Source organism: Paenibacillus wynnii (assembly GCF_030812855.1).
GTDB classification, from domain to species: domain Bacteria; phylum Bacillota; class Bacilli; order Paenibacillales; family Paenibacillaceae; genus Paenibacillus_AQ; species Paenibacillus_AQ wynnii_A.
Window position 1 is genome coordinate 134,393 of the sequence record NZ_JAUSTK010000004.1, and the last position, 22,862, is coordinate 157,254.

The window sequence follows — 22,862 nt, forward strand, 5'->3', positions numbered from 1 at the left end:
CTCAACCTCGGTTTTACATTCGGGCTTATAACGATCAACCCTTTACAGCACCGATCATAATTCCCTTCACAAAGAAACGCTGGAAGAACGGATAAACTATGAGAATCGGCAATACGACAATCATCGTAACGGTCATTCTCACGGAGGTTGGGGTCTGCATATTCTGAATACTGGCCGCCATGTCCGGCGAATTGCGAATTAACGCGGCTAGTGAGCTGGATTCATTTAAGTAGCGCCATAATAGAAATTGCAGTGTGAAATATTTGGTATCCGTCATTAGAAAGGCAGTATCTATGAAGGAGTTCCACTGATTCACCGCGGAGAAAATCGTAATCGTAGCCAGAATAGGTGTAGTTAGCGGAATAATGATACTCCAGAACACCCGTATGTAACCCGCGCCGTCCATGGAGGCTGATTCCTCCAACGAGGGCGGAATCGCCTCCACAAAGGTTTTGACTAGAATGATATTGAAGGGTGTAATAATCGATGGCAAAATATACGCTAGATAGTTGTTGGTCAGGTGCAGATTATTCATTGTGATATACCAAGGAATCAGACCGGCGCTGAAATACATAGTGACTACCACGCTGCGGTACCAGACTTGGCGGCCCCACATTTCTTTCTTAGTAAAGAGATAGCCGAGAAAGGCCGATGCGCCCACAGTTAGCAATGTCCCAACTACGGTTCGATAGACGGAGACGAGTGCCGCATGACTAAGGCCGCTTATACTTAAGACTTTGAAATAATTGTCGAAATGAATATCCCTTGGATAGAATTTGATATAACCCGCGGCGCTTAAATCATTGGAGCTGATCGTATTGATGAACAGATAATAGAAAGGATAAATGCAGGACAGCGTAAACAATCCGAAGAGCAGATAGTTTATGCTCTGAAAAAAAACCTCGCCGGGCTTCAATTTTTTTCTTTTCAATTGGATCACCCCGCTTAAATAATGGACTCGTCACGAACTACTTTGGACAACGTGTTGGCTGCGAACAGCAGAACAACGCTGACTACCGACTTTAGCATACTGACGGCTGTAGCGAACGGGAAATTGTTGGCGAATGCGATATTGTACACGTATAAGTCCAGTACTTCTATCGAATCTTTATTCATGGCATTTTGAAAAGCAAAATATTGCTCCATTCCGTTGTTAACCAAGTTGCCGATCGAGAGGAGCAGTAGTACAAAGAATGTGGGAATAATACCGGGAACCGTGATATGCCAGATTTTACGAAATCGGCTCGCCCCATCCACCTCTGCAGCCTCATATAATTCCTGATCGATCCCAGCGATAGCCGCAAGATATAAGATAGCTCCCCATCCTAGTGACTTCCACCAGTACCAGGCAATCATCGTAACCCAAATGTTAGAGTTCGAGGCAAGGAAATTAAAGTCTTCACCCACCAATCCAAACTGTACAAGAATATGACTGATGACGCCGTTATCTACAGAAAATAAGGAGAACGCGAGTGCATACACCAGAATCCAACTGATAAAGTTCGGAATGGTAGTCAATGTCTGTACAAGCTTTCGATACCATCCTGCTTTGACTTCTGACAGTAATATGGCAAAAATGACCGGAAAAACCGAGGTAATTAAGCCCAGTGAGCTCATCGCTAGCGTGTTTTTCAGAACACGCATGACCTCCGCCGTTTGGGTCGGATTAGACACTATGGTCCGGAACCATTTCAACCCTACATAAGGGGTGTCCGACAACGGAATACCGGGGATAAAATCATAGAAAGCATAAATCCATCCGCTAATCGGCAAATAGTAAAATATAAAAGTTACAATAAGAAACGGAAGTGCCATGAAAAACAATTTGAATTTGTTCGCCATCTTCCTGCGCGGCCGCTTAACCGGCTGTACACTGCGAATAAGCTCACCCGATGTTACCCCCATAGCGGAATCTCCTATACCCAGATTTTGTTTACGCCTTCATCCTATCAGCTTCTAAACCCTGGGGGTGAGTGACAGACGGACTTCCTTAGGAGAGGATCGTATGATTCTTGTGAACCATTTTCACAGGAGAAATGACCATTTTCAACTAAACCCTGACATACTCTTGTCTAGTTAGTTATGATAATCTTAGCGTTATTAGAGGAGGTTGAATCTATTGAAATACGAATGGAAGAAGCAAGATAAACATCTGTACCAGCCTAAAAATGCACCGGAGATCCTCACGATACCAAGCTTCAATTACTTCATGATAAGCGGCAAAGGCAATCCTAACCATGAGGCTTATGCTGAAGCCATCGGTGTCCTTTACTCCCTATCTTATGGAGTGAAAATGATGCCAAAAAGCGGGAAAGTACCAGACGGATATTATGAATACTCCATCTTTCCATTGGAAGGGATATGGGATTTAACCGAGGAAGGCAAAAGAAAAACAGCCCTCGATAAAGACGAGCTGCTGTACACCATAATGATTAGACAACCTGATTTTGTTACTTCCGAGCTGGCGGATGAAGTGATTGAGATGGTGAAACGTAAGAAACCTCACCCCCTGTTAGAGGTAGCAGCCTTTAGCAGTCTAGAGGAAGGCCTTTGCATACAGATGCTGCATCTCGGACATTACGATGAGGAGCCGCACAGTTTCGCTATAATGGAGCAATATTGTACTGACAACGGTCTACAAAGGACTTCTCACACTCACAAGGAGATCTATCTTAACGATGCTCGTAAAACCCATCCGGATAAGCTAAAGACGGTTCTGCGATTCAAGGCTCACTTAACTACTAGTTAATCTCTAGTGACCGGAGCTTGGGTCATAACTTTCTGCGGTTTCATCCAGCTTTTGCCGACCCATAAAGAAAGAGAACAACAGGGCTAGACCGGCAGGTATTACTGCCCATGCAAATGTATTTACAATCGAAGAAGATAACCCTTCGGTAACTTTACTAAGGATCTCGGGTGGAATTAAAGCCCGGGTATCCTTGGAGAGTAAAGAATGAGGATCTTTAAAATCTAAAACTCCGCCCGCTGCTGCGCCGTCACTCCCACCTCCGGTGAAAAGCTTACTTAGACTATCCGTGAAATAATGGCTTTGGATAATTCCAAAGGCTGTAATCCCCAAAGTCATTCCAAGCGAGCGGATAAAATTCATAGTCGCGCTGGCCGACCCGCGTTGATTAGCTGTCAGACCATGTATTGCCGCATTACTTAATACAGAAAAGGAGGCACCGATTCCAAGACCAATCAGGATCATATAGAACGTAACCAGCATTCGGGAAGCGTCAGGGGTAAGCGTAGATACCAATCCTGTACCTATCACCAGTAATGCCAATGTTGGAATCATTAGACTTCGATAACTGAACTTCGTCATCAACACACCGCCAATCGAAGCAGTCACTACGGAGCCCACCATCATCGGCAGCAGAACCAACCCCGAGTTGGTGGCAGACCCGCCCAATACACCCTGGATGAAAATAGGAATATACACCGAAGCAACAATAAAAGCGGCTCCACTGAACAAGGCGGCAAGGATGCTGAAGGCATATAGCCTTTTTTTGAATAATTTGAAAGAAATGATCGGTTCTTCGGCCTTTGTCTCTACATAAAGGAAAAGAACCGTAAGCACTGCAAAAGCTGCGAACAAACCGAGGATTACAGAAGACCCCCAAGCGTATTCTTTGCCGCCTAACTCCAGCGCGAACATGAGAAAAATAACCGCACCTAACAGAGTGCCGGCTCCCAGCCAGTCTATGCGCTGCTTGGAATGCTCATGGGATTCCTTGTAGAAAAATACAACCATCACAAAGGCCAAAATACCAAGCGGTAAATTAATATAAAATATCCACTGCCAAGCAATATGGTCTGTAATATAAGCTCCTAGCAAAGGACCGAATATACTAGATAAACCAAATACCGCTCCGAAGGCACCACCGAGTTTACCTCGTGATTCTAGGGGCACAGCATCATACATAATGGCAAAGGCAATCGGAACAAGCGCTCCGCCTCCGATACCCTGAATCGCTCGATAAGTCGCCAGCTGAGTAATGCTGTCCGCGGTGCCGCATAACGCCGAGCCCGCCATAAACACAATAATGCCGAATACAAAAAACTTCTTACGGCCAAACATATCCGACAGCTTACCGAATATCGGCATTCCTGCCATCTCGGCAACGAGATAAGCAGAGGTCACCCATACGAACTTATCCATTCCGCCAAGCTCACCGACAATATTACCCATTGCTGTAGCAACAATCGTGCTATCCATGGAGGCCATCAGTATTCCTAGTAGCAATCCTGCGATAACAATGCCCAAATTGGGCGATTTTGCCGAACTCATGTACTCCACTCCTTGTTCTGTGATCCTTTTATAGCTTGATCTGCTGCCTTACCTTAGCGCCCTTGTGAATCTCCAGCGTATCTAGGTATTCTACCGTATTTATTTCACAGTCTGCACCAATAATGACATGTTTACCTCTGACAATGCCAGCTTTAGCATTCTGAAGATCAACTAGGTCGCCTTCGATCAGTTCAGCCACAAAGTAAGCATCCTGCCTTGGCTTCATGAGTCCCACAATCTTCGCTGCAGTGCTTCGTTTAATGATTATAGATCCTCCCCCTACCTCTTTGGCGATGGAAGGCCCATATAGTCCGATCTCCAACTGGTCTGCACTGAGCAGGCCCTCAACTTGAATCGCACCAAAAATATGCAGGTTCTCCGATTCACAATGTCCTTTTACAGCCAGGTTGCCGGTGAATCTAATTCTTTCTATTTTTAGGTCGGAGGCTATTTTAAGCTCACCCCGTCCTTTTAAGGAAGAGCCCTCCACACGTCCTTCAATGGCACATTCACCGGTAATCTTCAGTTCATCTGCATGCAGATTCCCCAGTACTTTTAACTCCCCGGTCAAGCTCAATTTCTGACAATCCACATCTCCTGTAAATTTACATTCTCCAGTCACACCTACATGCCGGAAGTATCCGCCCGATGTGGTTGTATTTCCTACTATTTTCAAGTTACTTCGGATTTGTTCAGCCACCGATCTTCTCCTCCTTTCCAATCACTGAAGCAGGATGTACAGATAGCTCAGATCGATACTCCACAAGACCAATCTTGCAGCCTGGGCCAATGATAACCGTATTGCCTCTGACAATTTCAGCCGTAGTATATTCCAGATTAATATGATCTCCTTCAATCGTGCCCGTGACCAGTTCCGGTTTGAATGTCGGAAAGATCCCACTCCACAGCTTACTCCAAACCCCAATATTGGCTTGAAGGATAACGATGCTTTCCACTCCAATTTCCCGCGCTTTCCCAGAACCCTGCAGTTGGAAATCCACATGCCCGGCACTCAATAAACCGTCGATAGTGAATCCACCTTCACCTTTAAATTCCTCAAGCTCACAATTACCCTGAATGTTTATTAATCCATTAAGATTGAAACGCTCACCGCGCAGGGCACCTTTGACTTTAAACATTCCATCCGCTCTCATGGTATCGAAACTTATATTCCCTCTTACATTCATGGTTCCGTTACAATCCAATTCTTCAGCTGCCAGATCACCCATAACATGAATATTCCCATTACCCCTAAAAACTCTGGATGTTACTGCACCCTTTATTCTCCCAACACCATCGATGATCACCTGGTCATATGATCCACCTGCTGCATCACTAACTCCGCTAATAATCATATCTGGCAGTTGATTCTTATTCATCATTGGTCCCCCCGTCATGTTAACTTTCCCTTCAATTGCTCAATTAGATCTCCAAGACTCACTTTAGTCACAAGCCGTACACCCTCATCAAATAACAGCTCTGCGGGGGATGGGGCTAGGATGAACGAAGAAACGCCCATTTTACGGATAAAAAACAGATCATAATTCTTCCCCTCAAATCTAGGGGTTCTAAGTCTTAATGTTTGCAGCAAAAGATCCGCCTCTTCTAGATTGATTTCACCATTGCCCAACAGACTGTCAACCGTGTATAAATGCAGTAATTGATCAAAATTATACTCCCGTCCCACACCTGGCCACTCACCAAATTTATTCATCGTCACATTCGAAACAATGTTACGTTCTAATGCCATTTCAGCGGATAGTGTAAGCGTACTAAAGGAGAAGTTATCAGACAATTTACCTGCCAAGTCATCTAATGAAAGATCATCCTTCAGATTCAAGATATTATGGACACGAGCTAGAATCAATTTTTTTGGAAAAAAGGTTTCTTGGCCCGTAAACGTGGACTTTCGAATGAACCAATCCTCCGGTATAAGCTGCTTTCGTTTCCAACGGTATAATTGTCCGTAAGAGATGCCGGTTAAATCCAACAGATCTTTTTTGGAGATTAAATCCTCTTCCATCTCAATCACTCCTTGCGAGGATTGTAACATAACACTGTTACGCTGTAAATCCAGATGTCATACCGATTATATGATATGAAAAAGAAGCAGATAGATCCTCCCGTAGGAGGATCTATCTGCTTCTTCAATGAACTATTTAAGGTTTAGTAAAATATTCTTTCACCGTGGCATATGCCAGCTTCGGTCTGCGGTATCTGTCCACCACACCCTTGCTGTTCTGCGTTCCGGCCCGAGCCAATAGCCAGCCATTCCCTTCGGTCACGCGGCAATCGCAGAATTGCCATATGAACATTCCGGATATTAAAGTTGAGGAAGTATAAGCCTGTAGATTACGTTCCAAGATATCACATTGGCGTTCCTCGGTTCCCTTCACCCTGCTAGGATCACGGAGACCATAATGTCCATCGGCTCCGAACTCACTCATGATCATCGGCTTGCCTGAACCCCCTGCAGCATCTGCCCACTGCCTTGCCTGCTGCATTAGCTCACCCGGATCTTCATCACCGTACCAGAGCGGGTAAAGATTAAAGGAAACGATATCAGCAAGCTCAAAACACAACTCCCTGTCACGTTTATCCGAGGCAAAGGTAAGGGGTCTGGAAGTATCCATCCTGCGGATTTGAGAAAGTTGTGCACGGTACATCTCCTTCCCTTCCGGCACATCACTAGCACATTCGTTCAGGATCGCCCACATAATGATGCTTGGGTGATTGAAGTGGGACTCTACCATCTCCCGGTTGCAGTCCTCACACTGCTTCTCGAATAAAGGATGGCGCATCTGCTCGATAGAGAGCCCACGGGCATGATTTTCCTCCCAAATATAAACGCCGCGTTCATCGCAAAGATCCAGGAACCGCTCATCGTTAGGATAATGGCTGGTACGCACCGAGTTGGCTCCCATATCAAGCATAAGCTCCAGATCATGCACCATTAAGGGGTAAGGGATCGCTACACCTGCCAGCGCATGATCCTCATGCCGATTAAAGCCTTTTAGAATCAGATTCTCTCCATTGATCTGAATGCGGCCATCCTTTGTAGTTATAGTACGGAATCCAACACGCTCAATCAAATCATCCACAGGTTCCGTATTTCCTTCCGAATGAAGATTAAGCTCCAGCAAATACAATTGAGGTTGCTTAGAGCTCCAAGGGATAACCCCCGGAATCGTTTGATTGACGGTGAACACTCCGGTTTCGCCCGGATTCAACGCCTTTTTCCCAAAATCCAAAGTAATCCCGCCAAGCTTACCTTTTAAGTAAAGCATTGCCTCTTCTTCGCCAATATTCCTCACATACGCTTTTATCTCCGCACCCCAGATGTTATTAGATAAGTTCGGCATGAATTCCATACGTTCAACAAAGGTATTCGGAATAAATTCAACGGCAACAGGCCGGATAATACCGCCATATGTATAATAGTCATTAGGAACATGAAGTGCTGAATTACTATTAAAAGAGTTGTCCACGATAACGGCAAGCTCATGTTCACCACTCTTAACACTAGGAACCACGATATCAAAAGGGGTATAGGCATTGTAATGCTCACCCACTTTGATTCCGTTCAAATAAACTTCACCGGTATGGCTGATTCCTTTAAAGATTAGTCGAATAGCACCTTCTCTATCGACTTTCACCGTTGTACGATATGCACCTTTTCCACGATATGTAGAAAACTTAGGATGCATCTCCCAGCAACCGGGCACCGGTAAGCGGTAGCTATACATGGAAGGCAGTTCTTGTCCCGCATCTAATGGATGAAAATCCCAATCTCCTTCAAGCTCGCGTACCCGCCTTATTTTGTTGCTATCAAATAGCCGAAGCATAGTAAGACCTCCAAGTATATTATTGGTAGAATCCATCTATTCCCAAGTTTACTACCCATTCGTTGTATAAACCATAGACTTAACCGAATCTTGTTATCAAAAAAATCGGTTAAATCTTTGCTAAGTTCATATATAATTTTAAAGGAAAATCGACTTATCCGATTATTCGGAAGCAGAACTGATCGAGATCGAAAACTTTATGAACTATCTGCGGTGGCGGCGAGCTTAGGAGAAAAGAGAGAGAGACAAATTATTGTCATTTAATACATAGGAGATCCACAATTCCAGAATAACCAAACTCATACACTTAAAAAAGAGTAGACAGCCCCTGTTACGGATACTAGTCTACTCCTTAACGTTCAATTATCCAAATGCGTGTTTAGGATTTAACTTACTACTTGTCCTCACCGGAGGCGTCTGCAGCTACCGGTTCGGCAGCAGTCTCACCTTCAGCAGGCTCTTCATGAGCCGGAGTCGCAATTCTAAGAACAAGTGTGTCTTCAGGGGTCAATACTTCCCATCCTTTATGCGTAGGCAGTTCGGAAACCAACAGTTGATCACCAATATCTAATCCGCTGATATCAACATCAAAGGATGCCGTCAGATTATCAGGGAGAGTACGAATATCCAACTCATACAATTCAACTTGCTGGGTGCCTCCGTTCTTTACACCTATAGGTTCACCGGTAAAATGGAACGCTACCTTGGTAACCAGCTCTGCCTTCATATCAATTTGTTGAAAATCAACATGAAGCAGCTGCTTTGATAACGGCTGGCGTTGTACCTCCTGGATAACTACATTCTTGGAACCGGATCCCGGAAACTCTACTTTGAGAATCGCCCGCGGGTTCTTTCCTAATATTTCATTGATTGTTTTTGCGTCCGCTGTAAAAGATTGGCTATCTGAACCTGCACCGTAGATAACGACTGGTACAAAGCCTTTTTTCCGTTGTGAAGTAGTTGATCCGGATCTTTCTGTCAAACGTACTGTTGTATTCATGACAATTCCTCCTAAGTAATATTTAATTGAAATCCATATTAGCTATACATATGAATTTAAAATAAACTGATATCTGATTATCAAATTACCCCTATTTCGACCCAATTAAACGTTAATTGAATTAACAATAAAATAGATGCCTACTTGTCTCTCCTCGCTTTTTGCAAATCAGGGTAGTAAAATAAAGGTAATTAAAATGGCGGGAGTGATGAAACATGGTACAAATTCAAAGTGAGAAAGATCGTTTTTGGGTGGCTGGAGAAGAGAAAGATCTTGCGGAAATCACATTCAAGCACCAGCAGGATTCGGGAATTCTTGTAATAGAACATACCCGTGTCTCAGAGGAACTTCGCGGACAAGGTACCGGTGAAGAACTGGTTAAGGCTGTAGTAGACAAGGCTCGAAATGAAGGATTGAAGATTGTTCCGGTATGTTCCTATGCGGCTCATCAATTCAAGAAACATCCAGAATACCAAGACGTGCTTAGCAGTGAATGACCGTTAGTAGCATTTAATTAAATGAGATTTCAGCTTGGGAGGAAAGAGTTTGACAACAACCGACACTTTAAAAGATGTGGAAGAGCTGCAGCGCCGCTGCGAGCAATTCGACGGAATATCGCTAAAACTAAATTGGGACATGCTGCGTCAACCCCCGTCTTCGGAGGGTGCAGAATGGCTGGTTACTTATGAGGACGAGCTGCTGGTCGGATTTTTAGGAATGTACAGCATCAGTGGAGAGATGGAAGTATGCGGAATGGTACGTCCGGGTTATCGCCGGAGAGGTATCTTTACCTCTCTTTGGAAGCGGGCCCGTAGTATCATCATAGGGAGTAACGTTTCAAAGCTGCTACTGAATGCCCCTGCAGCTTCTACAACAGCGAAGGCGTTCCTAAGCACTCTTCCACTCTCCTTTAATCATGCAGAATATCAAATGAAATGGGACGGGGCTTCGGCTCACTTAGCCTCATCAGAGGCCAGCTCAGCCTCAGGTGCAGTAATTCTGAGGCCTGCAGGCGATGATGAAGCTCATATACTTGTGGATCTGGACTGCGGGGGATTCAATATGACGAAGGAGGAGGCCTCCAAAGTCTACGAACTTCAGAAGCAAGAAGAATTACAGGAACATATTATTATTGAGCTGGATGGACATCCAGCCGGAAAAATGCGCCTTTGGACAGAGGATAACGAAACCTGGATTTACGGGTTTACGGTCGACAAGAAATTGCGCGGGCTCGGCATCGGACGCAGTGCTTTGTTGCAGACCATCGAGCGTGAACGCCGCAATTATAATGGAGTAAATCTTGAGGTAGCGTTGGATAATCCCAATGCCCTGAAGCTATATGAGAGCTGCGGTTTTGTCATTCTGAACAAGCAGGATTATTACCGATACATTGGCTGATTAGTACTTAGAATAGAACACCCTTAACCCAGCGTAAAAAGCCGGAGTTAAGGGTGTTTTTACATCAATCCAAATCTACCATACGAATCCTCATTCTTCTCGCTTTTTCGGCCGGCGCATGTTAAAGAACAATCAGAAACTTCTTCCTGCTCTAAAAACACAGACAGTAGTCGAATATAATCTAAGGATTTAGCAAGCGGTATGGAGCTACAGTCAAAGTTGTGTCTCCGTCCATCCAGCAGAGAATAGATTTCCACCCGCTCAGGTGGCTCTCCATAGGCATAGTGGCAAAAGACATTAACCAAATGCAAAAATCCGGAAATCACTTCTTCATCTGCCGTAACCATGAACTTTTGCACATGAAGACTGCGACCTCTGATTTGAGATTTCCAGGCTAGCTGAAATATAATAGACAGCTCAATCTTAAGCTCCGGTACGGGTACAAACCATTGTTCATACAATTTCACAGGATTATCTTGCAAATGATTGACAGAAGCGATTCGCATCAGCTCATCGGCTATTCTTGTCTTGATATCCCAGTAATTCATTAAGGAAGAAAAGGAAGTTCCCTTGGGAGGCCATCGACGTTCCAGTAGAAACTGAATCGGTGTTTCTCGGCGAACATCCGGGTGCAGACTATAAAAATCGTTCAACGTGTGCCCCACTGCATACTGGACCTGTTGGCGCCAACGAGGAAGTCCTGTGGCAGAAGGGCTCCTACCTGAAATATAGGTTCTATCCAGCATGATATGCTCCACCCGATAATCGTGAAGTCTTCTATACCCTTCTGTTGGCGAAGTACCATTTCGAGCCGAATAAGTATCTACGGGGCCGCCCATATTTATGAAACCGCTTTGCAGGCTTCAATGAATTGACGGCCGAACTGACGGCAAGCTTCTTTTTCCGGTGCGGTTGGCCCGTATTCGATCTTTAGACTCTCTTGGAGAATGATAGCTCCGCGCTCCTTCAGCTTTTCCTCAATTCGATCTACAGCTCCGCAGTATATGTCGTATCCAGTGTCTCCGCTTCCGAAGGCTGCTGATTTAGAAGTGGATAGATCCAGCTCCTCCAGCTCCTCATAGAAATCGAGGAATTCATCCGGCAGTTCTCCGTCCCCCCAAGTATAAGCACCCAGCAGGACACCCTCGTATGATTGTATCTCAACCGCATTACAGTCAGTGACCGATTTCAAGACAGCCTCTCCTCCTGCATCGCGTATACCTTCAACTATGAGTTCAGCAATTTCTTCCGTGTTGCCGGTCAGACTCGCATACGCAACCAAAATCTTGGTCATACATTTGTTCCTCCCTAAATGGATAGATAAAATTTAATCTAACCTAAGATATTCTCATTTGGGTGTGGTAGTAACTACGGTGAATGTTTGGACTTCCAGCCGCTGTTGTTTCCAGATTTCTTGATTTTTACCGCCGTCCGCGGATGAAATCCGGAAACTGCTTATGCTTCCGTTGCGAGCTTTCCTATGGAAAGCTTTTGGGCGGTCGCTGACGCTCTTCCAGTTCCAAAATTCCCCTTCGTTTCTATCACCCAGAGATTATTTTTAGTTCAACCTATATTTTTATTATCCTTATTTTATTTGATAATGATTATCATTGTCAATATAAAGAAAAAAAGAAACGCAATGGCACCGGCTTTACCCCGGCGCTGTTGCGTTCTTTCTTTTGGAATATGCTATTGCTTATTGGACATAAGAACCTTGAAGCAGCGTGATATTATTGCCGTCAGGATCATTGAAATTCATTTCTTTTCCGCCATATTCCATAGTCACCGGAGGCTCGCATTCTAGCCCTCTGGACTTGAGCGTCTTATAGGTATCATCCAAATTACCGCAGGAGAATACTAAATTAATAGCTCCGGTAGTGAGTTTACTCCATTTGATCTCATCCCATAGGATTATGCCGGGTTGATTAACATTAAAGCTGATTTTTGCACCGTCAAAATTCCCGAATCCTTCAAAGACTAGTGGAATACCGAGTACCTCTGTGTAAAATGCTGCCAATGCAGCGGTGTCCTTACTGTAGATATTAATGCCCTCAAATGAAGAAATCATAGCTCGTCCCCTCACATTTAATATTTAGTAATGACGGCAGTTATCTCTGCTAGAGACATCTTACCTTCATTTCTATCCAAAGTATTGCAAAAAAACGACATGCTTACCGCCCTGCATTCGTTAAGGCCTCCATAGGTGTTCTTCCGGCATACTTTTTGAAATTATTAATGAGATGGGACTGGTGACTGTACTGATAAGCAAAGACAATATCCTGTACCCTCCCCCTTCTACCTGGGCTGTAGTACAAGTCCTGCCATACATTCTGGAAACGTACGAGATCTGCCGTTTTTTTGGGCGCAACACCTATATACTCCTGAAACAGCCTTTCAAGCTGGCGCCGGCTAAGACCGGAAGTGCTCTCCAAATCATCAGCGGTCACGACACCCTTACGCTTAATAATCAAGTGAACAGCATTCATTAGACTATCATTGGTCCGGTGTGGCCCCTCCAAACGACGCAGCAAATAGGCTTCCGCGGCAGCGATCCGTTCTGACATTGTGCAGGCCACCGCCAGCAGATCACCCAGGTCTTTCCTGAAGGAACTGAAATAATGCTCCACATCAGTACTCACATTAAGAACATCTCTAAGATGATGATCGGCAAAAAACTGTACTGCCCAAAAGTGAAAACGGATGGCGAAGCGTGTTGTTCTGCTTTTCATATTCTCCTGCATGATTTCAAAGGGAGTATCATTAATTCCGCAAAAATAAATTTCCGGCCTGCCTACCGCTTCATCCAACTCCCAAATAATGTCCATGCAGGTATCCGGTATGATCATCTCTTTTTGAGTAGCAAAAGTTTGCGGTTCCTCCAAGGAAAAGGAAGATTCCGGTCCCCAGAAACAGCGTATATAGGGCTGCAATGCTTTACAAGGTAAGAACTCGTTGGTATGCGCAGGTTTCGCTGTTAGAGGATGATATAGCTCTGATAGATTGAACATAAGGTCCTTTCTCTGACCGTCCTCGGTGTATGTAATGTTCATATGCTCACTTCTGATTAAGTGGCCACAAAATTAATATTGTTTATCTGAAAATCATCTGTGGTTATATCCACTTAATCATACACAATCGTTACTAGGAGTGCCAGAATAACAGCTGTAATCTTATACACATGCGTTCTATGGGATAAAATGAGAATAATCGCAGCTATTTGTTTGTAGCTGTAGGGCGAAATGTTGTACAATAAAGGCTAAATGAAATTTTGAAGGATGGATAAAAACATGTATATAGCAAGTGATTGGAAGGACTACGAAGTTATTGATACCGGAGGCGGGGAGAAGCTGGAGCGTTGGGGAGATGTAATACTTAGACGCCCAGACCCACAAATTATTTGGCCTTTGGAGCAGGAAACAGCTCAGTGGAAAAATGTACATGGACATTACCACCGCAGCTCGGCTGGCGGGGGTCAATGGGAGATGAAGAAAGCTGTCCCTGATCATTGGCACATTAACTACGGCAAGTTGAAATTCCAACTTCGTCCGACTAACTTTAAACATACGGGATTATTCCCTGAGCAAGCGGCGAACTGGAAATGGATGATGGACAAGATTTCAGCGGCTAACCGTCCCATCCAAGTGCTTAACCTTTTTGCCTACACAGGAGGAGCAACTGTAGCAGCGGCTAGTGTAGGGGCTTCAGTTGTTCACGTTGATGCCGCTAAAGGCATGGTGCAATGGGCGAAGGATAATGTGAAGCTGTCCGGTCTCAGCGAACGCCCTGTCCGCTACATCACAGACGACGTGTTCAAGTTCGTTCAGCGTGAACAGCGACGCGGCAGTAAATATGATGCGATAATCATGGATCCCCCTTCTTATGGCAGAGGGCCAAGCGGCGAAATGTGGAAGCTGGAATCCAGTCTCTATCCTTTCCTAGAAAGCTGTATGGAAATTATGAGTGACAATCCTTTGTTCATGCTCATTAACTCTTATACAACAGGGATCTCTCCAACTGTACTGAGAAATATGCTGTCGATGACGATGGGTAAGCGCTACGGCGGCAAGCTGACCTCCGGCGAGATCGGCTTACCGATTACCTCCACCGGAATGAACCTTCCTTGCGGTATCTTGGGACGCTGGGAGGCGTAAGCCATGGCACAGCATGAGAGTCAGAACGGGTTGCCATCTGTCGAGATTTTATATGAGGACAATCATCTGCTCGGCATTGTGAAGCCTGTTAATGTTCCTGTACAAGAGGATGCCACAGGAGATCTGGATCTCCTCAATATCCTTAAAGAGGATGTTAAATTGCGTTATAACAAGCCCGGCAATGTGTATATGGGATTGGTTCATCGTCTGGACCGACCCGTAGGCGGTGCGATGGTATTCGCCAAAACCTCCAAGTCCGCATCACGTCTCTCGGAAAGCGTACGCAGCCGAAGTTTCCGTAAAATTTACCTTACAGTGGTTCACGGAACGCTCCCTACCTCGCAGGGACGTCTTACAGACACTCTGTTAAAGGATGAAAAAAGCAATACCGTTAGCGTTGTTCGAAAAGGAACACCCGGCGGTAAGGAAGCTATTTTGGATTACACCGTACTCGGGACTTCGGGAGGTTTCAGCCTGCTCAAGGTAGATCTGCTAACCGGACGTTCCCACCAAATTCGTGTGCAGCTTAGTTCCAAGGGCTGTCCGCTCTATGGTGATCAGAAGTACGGTGCCTCGGTGAATAAACCGGGACAGCAAATTGCACTTTGGTCGGCACTTGTTGGGTTCCCCCATCCTACAACCAAAGAAGATATACAGTTAATATCCCTACCGCCGCAAAGCCATCCTTGGAATTTGTGGGCGCAGGAATTACAAAAGCAGGCCGTCCGTTAATGGACGACCTGCTTTTTCACATGAATTCCGCTTCAGTTGGATCATATGTAAACGTTCTTACTAACAATTGTAGAAATAACAACCTTAAGACGTTGCAGCCTCAGGTGTTGAAGTAACAACCATCTTTCCCATCAGATATAGCAACAACTGCTGATTGTGTGAAGAAATAGGATCTAATGCTTCAGCAAAAAAGTCACTGCGTATCTTTAAGCCACGCTCCGTTTCCTTCTTCCCTGTCTCGGTGATACTGATCCATACTATCCGGCGGTCAGCAATATCCCGGTCGCGGCTGATTAACTCATGTTTCTCCATTCGGTCAAGGAGCATGGTAACTGCTGCCGGACTGGTCGCCAGATGTGGTGCCAAATCAGAAGGTTTCATGACATCACGCTCTTGAAGCAATTCCAGCACAGTGAGTTGGGCATCCGTCAACGTCGGGGCAAGCTTGCTATCCATGTGTAGCTTATAGTCCTTCAAAATCTTATGCCAAATTTTACTGAATTCAGAGGAGTGCACACTTATTCCTTCCTTTCCCCACGGTTCTTTTCTGTATATCTACATTTCGCGAAAAAGATTCTATTTCCTGCAAAAGGAAAAAAATAAAATACTAACAATTATGCATAAAGGCGTTTGATCGCTCTCTTAGGAGATAGATCAAACGCCTCTTATTATTGTTAAGTTTCCATTACTTAATCGTAAGTATGATATTTAATATCTCGTCTTTTTTCTCAACTGGGACAATCTGCTTGCCTATAGACCGGCGTTCTCCAAGAGGTGCAGATTCGGAAGTAAACGTGTGTATCAAACCATCCTGTGTAACAGCAGTTAGTTCCAGCGGATCTTTGCAATAGAACGCACCCGCTAATCGGCTTCCGTTCGGACGAACCCGCTTACCTTCCTTGAATTCAAACGTCGGCATCCCTTTGCCCCCGCGGCTCTGGGATGGATAATCCAAGAGCAGTGTACGCTTGGCATAGCCTAGATCCGTAATGGTCAAGATTTCGCCTTCATCTTCGCTGACCCAGAAGCAGGATAGGATACTATCACCCTCCCGCAATTGAATCCCTCTTACTCCGGATGCCACCCGACCCATTGGATTTACCTCATTCTCATGGAACCTGATGCTCATCCCTTCGCGAGTGACCAAAACTATGTCCTTGTCATTCCGGCTAATCGCCACCGTAAGGACTTCATCTCCCTCAGCCACCTTACAGGCTGCTACTGCTCCAGAACGGCTTGTGGAGTACTCCTTGAGCTCTGTACGCTTCACCTGACCCTTACGGGTGATAAACACAAGACTTTGCTGCGGATCTTCCAGATTATTCACGGGCAGAACACTAACTACCCCATCGCCTTTAGCCAAGCTGATGACGTTTACTATCGCTGTTCCGGGATCTTTCCATTTAAACTCTGGAATTTGATGAACCGGAAGCAAGAAATACTGGCCTTTACGGGTAAATACCAGCAAGCTGTCCCTTGTATTCAGATCCATCAGCTTAACGATATGGTCGCCTTCCTTAACCCCGGAAGTATGTCTTTCACTGCCGGAACGGGTAAAGGAAAGCATACTAGTACGCTTAATATAACCGTCAGAAGAAAGCGCGACTAACACTTCCTCTGCGTTAACCAGCACTTCAAGACTGACCTTGAGCTCCTCTACTTCACCTTGGATGAGAGAGCGGCGGTCTATCCCGTATTTTTCACGAATCTCCATGAGTTCTTTGCGGATTACAGCGATCAGCTTCTTATCACTGTCCAATATCCCCTGTAGAACCGCAATCCGAGCATGCATTTCGTCAAGTTCCTTCTGTAGAGAGTTAATCTCCAAGTTGGTTAGACGATATAATTGCAAAGTAAGAATAGAGTCTGCCTGACGTTCGCTGAAACCAAACATCCACACCAGGTTATTCTGGGCATCCTGACGATTCTTCGACGCTTTGATTGCCGCAATAATTTCATCCAAGATGTTCAGGGCTTTAACTAGCCCTTCCAACACATGGGCACGATCTTCTGCACGTTCCAAATCATAGCGTGTCCGATGCGTTACCACTTCGCGTTGATGGGCGATATAGGCTTCCAAGATCGATTTTAAACCGAGCTGCTGGGGCGCTTTGTTAACAATCGCCACCATGTTGAAGTTATATGTAACCTGCAGATCCGTTTTCTTGAGTAAATAAGCCAGAATCCCTTGTGCGTCCGCTTCCTTCTTCAATTCCACCACGATACGAAGGCCTTCCCGCCCGCTCTCGTCACGAACTTCGGCAATACCCTCAATTTTCTTCTCTAGACGGATATTTTCCATTGCAGTAACCAGTCGTGACTTCACGATTTGATAAGGGACCTCAGTAATGACAATCTGCTGCTTGCCACCGCGTAAATTCTCAATATCCGTCTTAGACCGCAAGTAGATGCGACCCTTGCCGGTACGATAAGCATCCATGATTCCGTCGCCGCCCATAATGGTGCCGCCTGTTGGAAAATCCGGACCTTTGATGAAGGTCATGATATCTTCAAGCTCAATATCGGGCTTTTGCATTACTGCTATACAGGCATCAATGACTTCGCGCAGATTATGTGGTGGAATTTCGGTTGCAAAACCTGCAGAAATACCACTTGCACCGTTCACAAGCAGATTCGGATACCGTGAAGGAACAACGACAGGCTCTTTAGTTGTATTGTCAAAGTTATCCTTGAACAATACGGTCCGCTTCTCAATATCCCGCATCATTTCCATAGCTATCGGAGACAAGCGAGCCTCCGTATACCGCATAGCCGCAGCTGGATCATCATCCATCGAACCCCAGTTGCCATGTCCGTCAACAAGCACATGTCCCATCTTCCAAGGCTGTGCCATACGCACCATGCCGTCGTAAATCGAGGAGTCACCGTGAGGATGGTAGTTACCCATTACGTCCCCGACAGTTTTTGCAGATTTCCGATACGGCTTGTCCGGAGTATTGCCGGAATCATACATCGCATACAAAATACGACGTTGAACCGGCTTCAGACCATCACGCACATCGGGAATAGCGCGGTCCTGAATGATATATTTGGAATACCGGCCAAAACGGTCACCGACGACCTCTTCCAGAAAAGCCGGTAAAAATTGTTCTGATAAACTACTCATTGGCTCACCTTCTGTTCCTCAATCTGTCCATGTTTTTTAAACATTGGTATTATTCAGACACTCCGCTGGCGGATCATTCCTCCGGTCGCTGTTGTTCCCAGATTTTCTGATTATAGCCGCTGATCGCGGTTAAAATCCGGGAACAAAGGCGAACGCTACGCTCCTCCAGAACGATTCCGCCTACTCCGTTTGCCTATCACCAAAAAAATAAAAAAAGGGAAGTATTCGTCACTTGCCACTTACTGCACTACTCAAAATCTTAAGTGCTATTCTACGATTTCGGTGAAATCGACGTTCTCAACGATCCAGCGTTTACGGGGATCGACTTTGTCACCCATTAGAGTGGACACACGGCGCTCAGCTTTTGCAGCGTCCTCAATCTGCACTTGTAGAAGTGTGCGGGATTCAGGATTCATTGTCGTTTCCCATAGCTGGTCAGGATTCATCTCTCCCAATCCCTTATAACGCTGCAACTCGAAGTTTTTACCGAATTCCTTCAGGTAATTCTGTAGTTCTTCATCGCTCCATGCATAACGCACCGTTTCCAGCTTTCCTGTCTTTCGAGTCAGCTTATACAGTGGCGGTTGGGCCAGATATACTTTTCCGGCATCAATCAAAGGCTTCATATACCGATAGAAGAACGTAAGCAGCAGCACTTGTATATGCGCTCCGTCAGTATCCGCATCGGTCATAATAATGATTTTGGAATAATTGCTGTCTTCCACGGCAAATTCCGTGCCAATCCCCGCTCCAATCGCAGAGATGATTGCTTTGTACTCATCATTCTTCAAAATGTCCAGCAGCTTGGCCTTTTCAGGATTCATCGGCTTGCCCTTAAGCGGCAAAATAGCCTGAATCTTAGAATCACGGCCCTGCTTCGCCGACCCTCCAGCGGAATCCCCTTCCACAATGAACAACTCTGTACGCGTAACATCTTTGGACTGAGCAGGTGTCAGCTTCCCGCCAAGATTCGAGCTTTCGCTCCGTTTTTTTCCTGTGCGGATTTCATCACGGGCTTTGCGGGCCGCTTCACGAGCCTTGGAGGCTTGGATCGATTTCTTCAAGAGGCTCTGCGCAACCTGGGGGTTTTCCTCCAGAAAACGCGCCATATTCTCGGAAACCATATAGTCTACAGCACTGCGAGCAGAAGCACTCCCTAACTGATCCTTGGTCTGACCGACAAATTCAACTTCAGACATTTTCACGCTGATTACAGCCATCATGCCTTCCCGCAAATCATTGCCTTCCAGATTCTTATCTTTCTCTTTCAGCAATTGTGTACGCCTTGCATAATCATTCATGACACGAGTATAGGCTGTTTTGAAGCCGGTCTCATGTGTTCCTCCGCTGCGGGTAGGAATCGAGTTCACAAAGGAAGCTATGGTTTCGGTATAGCCAGCATTATACTGAAGGGCTATCTCTACTTCTATATCATCCTTCTCTGCAGTGAAGTGGATGACATCATGTAATACATCCTTGCCTTCATTCAGGAATTGAACGAATTGACTTGCTCCGCCTTCATAGAAATACTCATCCTGCTTATTGCTTCGATCATCTGTAAGTGTGATTCGCAGACCAGAATTAAGGAATGCTATCTCCTGAATTCTTTCGGCAAGCGTATCGTAGTTAAGAGCAATCCCATTCGGGAAGACACGAATATCCGGTTTGAAGGTAATCTTCGAACCGGTTTTGTTCGTATTACCCAAGACTTCCAAACCCGTAACCGGCTCACCTACATGCTCTTTCCCGTTCTTATCTACCCAATATTCGAAGCGCTGCCGGTGAATTTTGCCTTCGCGGTAAATCTCGACCTCCAGCCACTCGGACAAAGCATTGGTAACTGAAGCCCCTACTCCGTGCAACCCGCCCGATTTCTTGTAGCCTGAACCGCCGAATTTTCCGCCGGCATGCAGAATCGTAAACACGACCTGCGGCGTGGGTACTCCCGTCTTGTGCATTCCTGTCGGTATTCCCCGACCGTTGTCAATCACGGTAACCGAGCCATCCTTGCGCAGCGTAATATCAATTTTGGAACAATATTTCGCCAAATGTTCATCTACTGCGTTATCAACAATTTCCCATACTAGATGGTGCAGCCCCGAGGCGCTAGTACTGCCAATATACATGCCAGGTCGTTTGCGTACTGCAACCAGACCTTCGAGCACTTGAATGTCGTCAGCATCGTATCCAGTCCGGCCTGCTGCACCGGTCTTTGATGACTCTGCAAACATATCGATCTGTTCGAGCATTCATGCTCCTCCTTCTTTTGTCTCTATACCCAAAATGCAAACAAACGTTTTGGTCACTTTGTTTATTCTAATTCAAGATATCCCGTTTCGTAAAGACGGTGAATGAAATGATCACTGAAATCAAACCCCATGTGCCCAGCACTGCCATTGAAAATGGAAGGGTCATTCCCTCTATCGGCGAGGGTGTACCCGCTAAATATCCGGTTAGCCCCAGGTTAACCATAAACAAATATTTGGCAGTTGTCCAAGCCGATGCCATGTTCGTTAATATGGTTCCAGCGATTAGTGTTGCCATCATTACCACGATACTGGCCGCCGTGCTGCGCACGAGTACAGAAACCATAAAAGCCAATAAAGCTACAACGATACTGACAAACCAGATCAAACCGCATTGCATAAGGATATACTTCCATTGAGGCACTGCGTGCACTGTAGACATATTTACGGTATCCCCGCCGATCTGAAATCCTGTAAATACCGGCACATTAAACCCTCTGTACCCAAAGGCCAGTCCTGAAATTAAGTAGCTTACTAAAAATGTAGACAAAACAATCAATGAAACAAACATGATCAGAGCCGTCATTTTACTGAAGAGTACCCTCCAACGTTTAACCGGCCTTGTTAGAAGCATCTTAATTGTACCTGTGGTTCTTTCACCTGATACTAGATCGGAGGCCACTGCCATAATCAAGAGCGGAATGAATAACGTTACGGAGTTGTCCAAAAATTCGCGAGTAAAGGTAACTCCACTCGGTTCATTCGGATTCACATCATGGTCAAGATAATATTGAAGCTGCTGTACAAAAATACGGCGGTACGATTTCCACTCCTCAGGAATCCGGTCACTGCTTAGTGAATTCTGGTTATCGGTAATCTGCTGTTGTACTTCTAATCGCCAATCAGAGTTGAATTTATCCTGACTGCGCTCAGCTATACGCATCTGTGCATAGGTGAACATCGGTACCAATACAGCCAGAATAAGCAGAATAACATAAAAACGTTTCTTTTTCAGTATCTTTATGCACTCATTTCGGATGAGCGGCAGTAGATTATTCAATGGTCTCACCCTCCGTCAGTTTCAAGAATAGCTGTTCCAGTGTAGGGTTGATTTTATGCACGCCTCTAACTTCTATACCAGCGGCAACCAGCATGGCAACGATCTCCGGAATTAGCTCATCCTCCATGATCGTAATCACCGAGTTCGTTCCCATACCTGCAATTACTGTATCGTCTAAACTGACATCTGCCGGATCTGTTATATTTATTCCGTTTCGGGCTGCAAGCAGTTCCCTACCCTTATCATAAGGCTCAACATTCCATAATACATATGGAGAGTTCCTGGATACAAGCTCGTCTACTCCGCCTACAGCCAAAACCCGGCCTTTACTTATAATTGCGACCCGATCGCATAAAAGCTGAATTTCACTAAGTAGATGGCTGGAGACAAATACAGCTAAACCTTCATCAGCCAGCTGACGGATAAACTCTCGCAGTTCCTTAATGCCTTTAGGGTCAAGTCCATTTGTTGGCTCATCCAGTATAAGCAGTCGAGGACGTCCGAGCAAAGCTTGTGCGATACCCAACCGCTGACGCATTCCAAGAGAGTAGGTTCTGACTTTATCATGAATGCGCTGATCCAGTCGTACTATTTCCACTACCTCGGCGATCCGGGCCTCATCCACTCCAGGCTGCATACGGGCAAAGTGCTGTAAGTTTTCCCAGCCCGTCAAATAGGTATAGACCTCCGGGTTTTCTACGATAGAGCCCACAAATTGCAGTGCTTTTTCAGGATGACGGTTAACATTATACCCGCAAACAGTAATAGTCCCGGCGCTTGGCCGTATCAAATCAACGAGCATACGTATAGTCGTGGTCTTTCCTGCACCGTTAGGTCCAAGAAAGCCAAATATTTCGCCTTCTCTTACGTCGAAGGATACATCGTCGATAATCCACTTATGGGCGATTTTTTTACGGACGTTACTAACTGACAAGACAACTTTTGCGGTACTGCCGTACTCATTATTCATATCCCTACAACTCCTTAGTACCCTCATGTCGAAATCCAT

General features: G+C 45.4%; 22 protein-coding genes. 5 read left to right on the forward strand and 17 right to left on the reverse strand.

From position 1 onward, the window contains the following. Positions 1-34 precede the first annotated feature (34 nt). Together J2T20_RS05970 and J2T20_RS05975 are read right to left on the reverse strand one after the other, a co-directional pair. Entirely contained in the window at positions 35-931 is an 897-nt protein-coding gene (locus J2T20_RS05970; protein ID WP_307586533.1) for a carbohydrate ABC transporter permease, read from the reverse strand. Between the two features lie 14 nt (positions 932-945). Further along, a complete protein-coding gene (locus tag J2T20_RS05975; RefSeq protein WP_307586534.1) occupies positions 946-1,905 on the reverse strand; it encodes an ABC transporter permease in 960 nt (319 codons plus the stop codon). A 214-nt stretch (positions 1,906-2,119) separates the two neighbouring features. Between J2T20_RS05975 and J2T20_RS05980 the strand changes: the two genes are divergently transcribed. Next, on the forward strand, positions 2,120-2,749 hold the full coding sequence (locus J2T20_RS05980; RefSeq protein WP_307586535.1) for a GyrI-like domain-containing protein: 630 nt from the start codon (positions 2,120-2,122) through the stop codon (positions 2,747-2,749). Positions 2,750-2,752: 3 nt separating this feature from the next. On the opposite strand, the gene J2T20_RS05985 is transcribed toward J2T20_RS05980, so the two are convergent. From J2T20_RS05985 to J2T20_RS06010, 6 genes are all read right to left on the reverse strand, one after another. Continuing rightward, complete coding sequence (locus tag J2T20_RS05985) at positions 2,753-4,294, reverse strand: MDR family MFS transporter (RefSeq protein ID WP_307586537.1); 1,542 nt, start codon at positions 4,292-4,294, stop codon at positions 2,753-2,755. Positions 4,295-4,322: 28 nt separating this feature from the next. Then, complete coding sequence (locus tag J2T20_RS05990; protein ID WP_307586539.1) at positions 4,323-4,994, reverse strand: hypothetical protein; 672 nt, start codon at positions 4,992-4,994, stop codon at positions 4,323-4,325. Beyond that, entirely contained in the window at positions 4,987-5,676 is a 690-nt protein-coding gene (locus tag J2T20_RS05995) for a hypothetical protein (RefSeq protein ID WP_307586541.1), read from the reverse strand. Before J2T20_RS05995 ends, J2T20_RS05990 begins: the two co-directional genes overlap by 8 nt. 11 nt (positions 5,677-5,687) lie before the next feature. Next, positions 5,688-6,317, reverse strand: a complete 630-nt coding sequence (locus J2T20_RS06000; protein WP_307586542.1) for a DUF4004 family protein — start codon at positions 6,315-6,317, stop codon at positions 5,688-5,690. A gap of 136 nt (positions 6,318-6,453) precedes the next feature. Beyond that, entirely contained in the window at positions 6,454-8,139 is a 1,686-nt protein-coding gene (locus tag J2T20_RS06005; protein ID WP_307586544.1) for a glycoside hydrolase family 2 protein, read from the reverse strand. A 394-nt stretch (positions 8,140-8,533) separates the two neighbouring features. Further along, entirely contained in the window at positions 8,534-9,139 is a 606-nt protein-coding gene (locus J2T20_RS06010) for a 50S ribosomal protein L25 (protein WP_307586546.1), read from the reverse strand. A 215-nt stretch (positions 9,140-9,354) separates the two neighbouring features. On the opposite strand from J2T20_RS06010, the gene J2T20_RS06015 reads away from it, so the two are divergent. Both J2T20_RS06015 and J2T20_RS06020 read left to right on the forward strand, forming a co-directional pair. After that, positions 9,355-9,636, forward strand: a complete 282-nt coding sequence (locus J2T20_RS06015) for a GNAT family N-acetyltransferase (protein ID WP_307586548.1) — start codon at positions 9,355-9,357, stop codon at positions 9,634-9,636. A 49-nt stretch (positions 9,637-9,685) separates the two neighbouring features. Continuing rightward, positions 9,686-10,537 (forward strand): GNAT family N-acetyltransferase, encoded by an 852-nt coding sequence (locus J2T20_RS06020; RefSeq protein ID WP_307586550.1) that lies wholly within the window; start codon positions 9,686-9,688, stop codon positions 10,535-10,537. A 59-nt stretch (positions 10,538-10,596) separates the two neighbouring features. Here the strand turns inward: J2T20_RS06020 and J2T20_RS06025 are convergent, their stop codons facing one another. From J2T20_RS06025 to J2T20_RS06040, 4 genes are all read right to left on the reverse strand, one after another. Further along, the gene (locus J2T20_RS06025; RefSeq protein WP_307586552.1) at positions 10,597-11,376 is read right to left on the reverse strand and encodes a hypothetical protein; all 780 of its coding nucleotides are present in this window, start codon (positions 11,374-11,376) and stop codon (positions 10,597-10,599) included. 2 nt (positions 11,377-11,378) lie between these two features. Further along, entirely contained in the window at positions 11,379-11,831 is a 453-nt protein-coding gene (locus J2T20_RS06030) for a flavodoxin (RefSeq protein ID WP_307586554.1), read from the reverse strand. Between the two features lie 402 nt (positions 11,832-12,233). Then, positions 12,234-12,605, reverse strand: a complete 372-nt coding sequence (locus tag J2T20_RS06035; protein WP_307586556.1) for a VOC family protein — start codon at positions 12,603-12,605, stop codon at positions 12,234-12,236. Positions 12,606-12,708: 103 nt separating this feature from the next. After that, positions 12,709-13,587, reverse strand: a complete 879-nt coding sequence (locus tag J2T20_RS06040) for a helix-turn-helix domain-containing protein (RefSeq protein WP_307586557.1) — start codon at positions 13,585-13,587, stop codon at positions 12,709-12,711. Between the two features lie 237 nt (positions 13,588-13,824). Between J2T20_RS06040 and J2T20_RS06045 the strand changes: the two genes are divergently transcribed. Both J2T20_RS06045 and J2T20_RS06050 read left to right on the forward strand, forming a co-directional pair. Beyond that, complete coding sequence (locus tag J2T20_RS06045; protein WP_307586559.1) at positions 13,825-14,688, forward strand: class I SAM-dependent methyltransferase; 864 nt, start codon at positions 13,825-13,827, stop codon at positions 14,686-14,688. Between the two features lie 3 nt (positions 14,689-14,691). Then, positions 14,692-15,420 carry an RluA family pseudouridine synthase gene (locus J2T20_RS06050; RefSeq protein ID WP_307586560.1) on the forward strand — a complete coding sequence of 243 codons (729 nt, stop codon included), beginning with the start codon at positions 14,692-14,694 and terminating at the stop codon, positions 15,418-15,420. 84 nt (positions 15,421-15,504) lie between these two features. On the opposite strand, the gene J2T20_RS06055 is transcribed toward J2T20_RS06050, so the two are convergent. From J2T20_RS06055 to J2T20_RS06075, 5 genes are all read right to left on the reverse strand, one after another. Next, complete coding sequence (locus J2T20_RS06055; RefSeq protein ID WP_307586562.1) at positions 15,505-15,936, reverse strand: MarR family winged helix-turn-helix transcriptional regulator; 432 nt, start codon at positions 15,934-15,936, stop codon at positions 15,505-15,507. 169 nt (positions 15,937-16,105) lie between these two features. Continuing rightward, complete coding sequence (gene gyrA / locus J2T20_RS06060; protein WP_307586564.1) at positions 16,106-18,547, reverse strand: DNA gyrase subunit A; 2,442 nt, start codon at positions 18,545-18,547, stop codon at positions 16,106-16,108. 266 nt (positions 18,548-18,813) lie between these two features. Continuing rightward, a complete protein-coding gene (gene parE, locus J2T20_RS06065; protein ID WP_307586566.1) occupies positions 18,814-20,796 on the reverse strand; it encodes a DNA topoisomerase IV subunit B in 1,983 nt (660 codons plus the stop codon). Between the two features lie 67 nt (positions 20,797-20,863). Continuing rightward, positions 20,864-21,853 carry an ABC transporter permease subunit gene (locus J2T20_RS06070; protein ID WP_307586568.1) on the reverse strand — a complete coding sequence of 330 codons (990 nt, stop codon included), beginning with the start codon at positions 21,851-21,853 and terminating at the stop codon, positions 20,864-20,866. Then, positions 21,846-22,850 carry an ABC transporter ATP-binding protein gene (locus J2T20_RS06075; RefSeq protein WP_373457760.1) on the reverse strand — a complete coding sequence of 335 codons (1,005 nt, stop codon included), beginning with the start codon at positions 22,848-22,850 and terminating at the stop codon, positions 21,846-21,848. The genes J2T20_RS06070 and J2T20_RS06075 overlap by 8 nt, the downstream gene beginning before the upstream one ends. Positions 22,851-22,862 lie beyond the last annotated feature (12 nt).

Excerpts from the sequence above, each read along its gene's own strand:
- J2T20_RS06030 (WP_307586554.1), bottom strand. The coding sequence starts at position 11,831 with ATGACCAAGATTTTGGTTGCGTATGCGAGTCTGACCGGCAACACGGAA.
- parE (WP_307586566.1), bottom strand. The coding sequence starts at position 20,796 with ATGCTCGAACAGATCGATATGTTTGCAGAGTCATCAAAGACCGGTGCA.
- J2T20_RS06035 (WP_307586556.1), bottom strand. The coding sequence starts at position 12,605 with ATGATTTCTTCATTTGAGGGCATTAATATCTACAGTAAGGACACCGCT.
- J2T20_RS06025 (WP_307586552.1), bottom strand. The coding sequence starts at position 11,376 with ATGGGCGGCCCCGTAGATACTTATTCGGCTCGAAATGGTACTTCGCCA.
- J2T20_RS06040 (WP_307586557.1), bottom strand. The coding sequence starts at position 13,587 with ATGAACATTACATACACCGAGGACGGTCAGAGAAAGGACCTTATGTTC.
- J2T20_RS06050 (WP_307586560.1), top strand. The coding sequence starts at position 14,692 with ATGGCACAGCATGAGAGTCAGAACGGGTTGCCATCTGTCGAGATTTTA.
- J2T20_RS06010 (WP_307586546.1), bottom strand. The coding sequence starts at position 9,139 with ATGAATACAACAGTACGTTTGACAGAAAGATCCGGATCAACTACTTCA.
- J2T20_RS05995 (WP_307586541.1), bottom strand. The coding sequence starts at position 5,676 with ATGATGAATAAGAATCAACTGCCAGATATGATTATTAGCGGAGTTAGT.
- J2T20_RS06000 (WP_307586542.1), bottom strand. The coding sequence starts at position 6,317 with ATGGAAGAGGATTTAATCTCCAAAAAAGATCTGTTGGATTTAACCGGC.
- J2T20_RS05985 (WP_307586537.1), bottom strand. The coding sequence starts at position 4,294 with ATGAGTTCGGCAAAATCGCCCAATTTGGGCATTGTTATCGCAGGATTG.
- J2T20_RS05975 (WP_307586534.1), bottom strand. The coding sequence starts at position 1,905 with ATGGGGGTAACATCGGGTGAGCTTATTCGCAGTGTACAGCCGGTTAAG.
- J2T20_RS06005 (WP_307586544.1), bottom strand. The coding sequence starts at position 8,139 with ATGCTTCGGCTATTTGATAGCAACAAAATAAGGCGGGTACGCGAGCTT.
- J2T20_RS06075 (WP_373457760.1), bottom strand. The coding sequence starts at position 22,850 with ATGAGGGTACTAAGGAGTTGTAGGGATATGAATAATGAGTACGGCAGT.
- J2T20_RS06045 (WP_307586559.1), top strand. The coding sequence starts at position 13,825 with ATGTATATAGCAAGTGATTGGAAGGACTACGAAGTTATTGATACCGGA.
- gyrA (WP_307586564.1), bottom strand. The coding sequence starts at position 18,547 with ATGAGTAGTTTATCAGAACAATTTTTACCGGCTTTTCTGGAAGAGGTC.
- J2T20_RS06015 (WP_307586548.1), top strand. The coding sequence starts at position 9,355 with ATGGTACAAATTCAAAGTGAGAAAGATCGTTTTTGGGTGGCTGGAGAA.